Genomic DNA, 2,827 nt, shown 5'->3' on the forward strand with positions numbered 1-2,827 from the left:
GGGGTTTTGTTTTGCGCGCAGAAAAAACGGCTGTTTGATTTCTATGCAACGGCTCAGTGCGTGGCTATTATTCGGACCTCATTGTGAGGTGAGACCTGCATGCTGAGGTTGTTGAATCTTCTGAAGGATGGTCGATTCCATTCTGGTCAGACTTTGGGTGTTGCTCTGGGAATCAGTCGAAGTGCGGTCTGGAAGCAGTTACAGCACTTGGAGGCCGAACTCGGGCTGACCATACATAAAGTTCGAGGTCGAGGTTATCAATTGGCTTCGCCTTTGACATTGCTTGATTTGCCCAGAATTGAGGCAAATCTTGTCGGCTGGCCTATCAGTCTCTTTGACTCAATCGACTCTACCAACGCCGAAGCGTTACGTGCGATCGATCGTGGTCAGTTGGCGCCTTATCTGGTGCTGGCTGAGCGACAAATTGCCGGACGTGGACGCAGGGGGCGAAAGTGGGTCAGTCCATTTGCCGAGAACCTTTATTACAGTCTCGTATTGCGCATTGATGGCGGAATGCGTCAGCTTGAGGGCTTGAGCCTAGTCGTGGGGCTTGCTGTCATGCAAACCCTGCGTTCGGTTGGGGTTTCTGGTGCAGGGTTGAAGTGGCCCAATGATGTTCTCGTTGGTCGAAAGAAGATCGCCGGGATTCTGCTTGAGCTTGTAGGGGATCCGGCAGATGTATGTCACGTGGTGATGGGGGTTGGTATCAACGTGAACATGCAGGCCACTGATGAAGTCGACCAGCAATGGACCTCGATTCGCCTGGAGTCAGGTCGAAACTGCGATCGTAATAATCTGGTGGTGGAGTTGAGCAGGCAGTTGCAGCTCTATTTGCAGCGCCATCAGTCAGGTGGCTTTACTTCGCTTCGGGCAGAGTGGGAGGCGAATCATCTCTGGCAGGCTCAGTCGGTTGAGCTGACTGCAGGTGCCGCTCAGGTGAGTGGCGTGGTGCTGGGTATCGATAATCAGGGTGCGCTTCGGCTGAAGGTTGATGGTGTGGAAAAAGTCTTTAGTGGCGGCGAGCTCAGCTTGAGGTTGCGTGATGATTCTTGAGCTCGACTGCGGCAACAGTTTTATCAAGTGGCGCGTACTGCAAGCTCAGGCCGGTACTTTGGTCAGGGAAGGCGTGGTTGATTCTGATAAGGCGCTGGTCGACGCGCTGCGCTCGCCGGGAATCTCATTAAGTAAGTGTCGACTTGTCAGCGTCAGAACCGACGATGAGACCAGTGAACTTACCGCTTTGCTCAGGCGGGAGTTTGGTATTTCTGTCGTTTGTGCTGCGCCAGCGCTTGAGATGTCCGGTGTCAAGAATGGTTATGAGGACTACGAACGCCTGGGGCTTGATCGCTGGCTAGCCATGCTGGGCGGCTTTCATTTGGCCGGCGGTGCCTGCGTGGTGCTGGATTTCGGAACCGCGGTGACTTCTGATTTCATTTCATTGGATGGCGAGCATTTGGGAGGTTTCATTTGTCCTGGTATGCCGCTCATGCGAAACCAATTGCGTACACACACGCGCAAGATTCGCTATGGGGATCAAGCCGCAGAGCAGGCTTTGCTCAGCAAGGCTCCCGGGCGTAACACTGTTGAAGCGGTAGAGCGAGGTTGTTCGCTGATGCTGAGGGGGTTCGTGTTAACTCAGCTCGAGTTGGCTCGATCCTATTGGGGGGAGTCCTTCACTGTGTTCATTACTGGCGGGGATGCGGAGCTGGTTTCTGATGTAGCACCAGGTGCTCGGGTTGTTTCCGATCTGGTATTCGTGGGATTGGCTATGGCGTGCCCTTTGTCCTGAGGTTTGTATGCGTTGGTTGTTTCTGCTGCTCCTGGTACTCAATATTTTTTATTACGTCTGGCATCAGCAAGAGGCTCCGTTGCGCGCAAAGGATGTAACGCCTCTGAGTCTCTATCGGGGTTCGCAGCAGGATATTCGTTTATTGAGCGAGGCAAGCGATGTCTCGCGTGAAAGACGATCTGGTGGGAGGACTGAAGGGCAATGTCTGTATATAGGTGGTTTGGTGCGTCAGGACTCCGCCCAAGCATTGGAACAGCGTTTGACGGAGTTCGGAGCGAAGGCGCTGCCAGTACCCAAGGAGCTTTCCAGTGACCTGTACTGGTTTCGAATTACGCCCGAGACCCAGCGTTCACTGGGGGATGCTCAACTGCAAAACCTTTCCAAGGAATTCAATGAGTTAAAACACAAAATAATGCTATGCGAGGGGGTTGCACCTACCGAATAGTTTGCATAGAATGGCGCCCGCTCCACAGCGAAGACCATGAAAAGGTTAGCGCTGCAGAGCGATGTCAATGCAGCTAACCTCAAGTTTTTAAATGAGAAAATGCTTGACAAGGGTTTGGCATAGTATAGAATGCCGGCCTGATCAGGAGGGGTTCCCGAGCGGCCAAAGGGATCAGACTGTAAATCTGACGTCTACGACTTCGAAGGTTCGAATCCTTCTCCCTCCACCAGATTTTAGCGTGAGCTGCAGGCTCCGCGGGTATAGTTTAGTGGTAGAACCTCAGCCTTCCAAGCTGATGATGCGGGTTCGATTCCCGCTACCCGCTCCAAGTTTGCAGAATATGCAAAAGTGTTACGCTCTTGTAGCTCAGTTGGTAGAGCACACCCTTGGTAAGGGTGAGGTCAGCGGTTCAAATCCGCTCAAGAGCTCCATATAACAAGGCAGATATGAAAATATCTGCCTTTGTTTTAATGGCTAGGGTTGTTTGCTTATTTCTTCTGTTAGGGGTGATATCGATGGCTAAGGAAAAATTTGATCGTTCCCTACCGCACGTCAACGTCGGAACTATCGGTCACGTTGACCACGGTAAAACC

Annotated in this window: 3 protein-coding genes, 3 tRNA genes and 1 pseudogene; all 7 read left to right on the forward strand. The window is 52.4% G+C overall.

What is annotated here, in order from left to right:
* The first annotated feature begins 99 nt into the window (after positions 1-99).
* Positions 100-1,053 carry a bifunctional biotin--[acetyl-CoA-carboxylase] ligase/biotin operon repressor BirA gene (gene birA, locus BBF94_RS22925; protein ID WP_065261245.1) on the forward strand — a complete coding sequence of 318 codons (954 nt, stop codon included), beginning with the start codon at positions 100-102 and terminating at the stop codon, positions 1,051-1,053.
* Entirely contained in the window at positions 1,043-1,789 is a 747-nt protein-coding gene (locus BBF94_RS22930) for a pantothenate kinase (RefSeq protein WP_065261246.1), read from the forward strand. Before birA ends, BBF94_RS22930 begins: the two co-directional genes overlap by 11 nt.
* Positions 1,790-1,796: 7 nt before the next feature.
* Entirely contained in the window at positions 1,797-2,234 is a 438-nt protein-coding gene (locus tag BBF94_RS22935) for a hypothetical protein (RefSeq protein ID WP_065261247.1), read from the forward strand.
* Positions 2,235-2,378: 144 nt separating this feature from the next.
* Positions 2,379-2,463: transfer RNA gene (locus tag BBF94_RS22940), tRNA-Tyr, on the forward strand.
* A 25-nt stretch (positions 2,464-2,488) separates the two neighbouring features.
* A tRNA-Gly gene (locus tag BBF94_RS22945) sits at positions 2,489-2,562 on the forward strand.
* A 27-nt stretch (positions 2,563-2,589) separates the two neighbouring features.
* A tRNA-Thr gene (locus tag BBF94_RS22950) sits at positions 2,590-2,665 on the forward strand.
* A gap of 84 nt (positions 2,666-2,749) precedes the next feature.
* Positions 2,750-2,827 (forward strand): annotated as a pseudogene (locus BBF94_RS28085) (GTP-binding protein); the annotation flags it as partial.

Origin of the sequence: Pseudomonas bananamidigenes, from assembly GCF_001679645.1 — a bacterium.
Taxonomy (GTDB): domain Bacteria; phylum Pseudomonadota; class Gammaproteobacteria; order Pseudomonadales; family Pseudomonadaceae; genus Aquipseudomonas; species Aquipseudomonas bananamidigenes.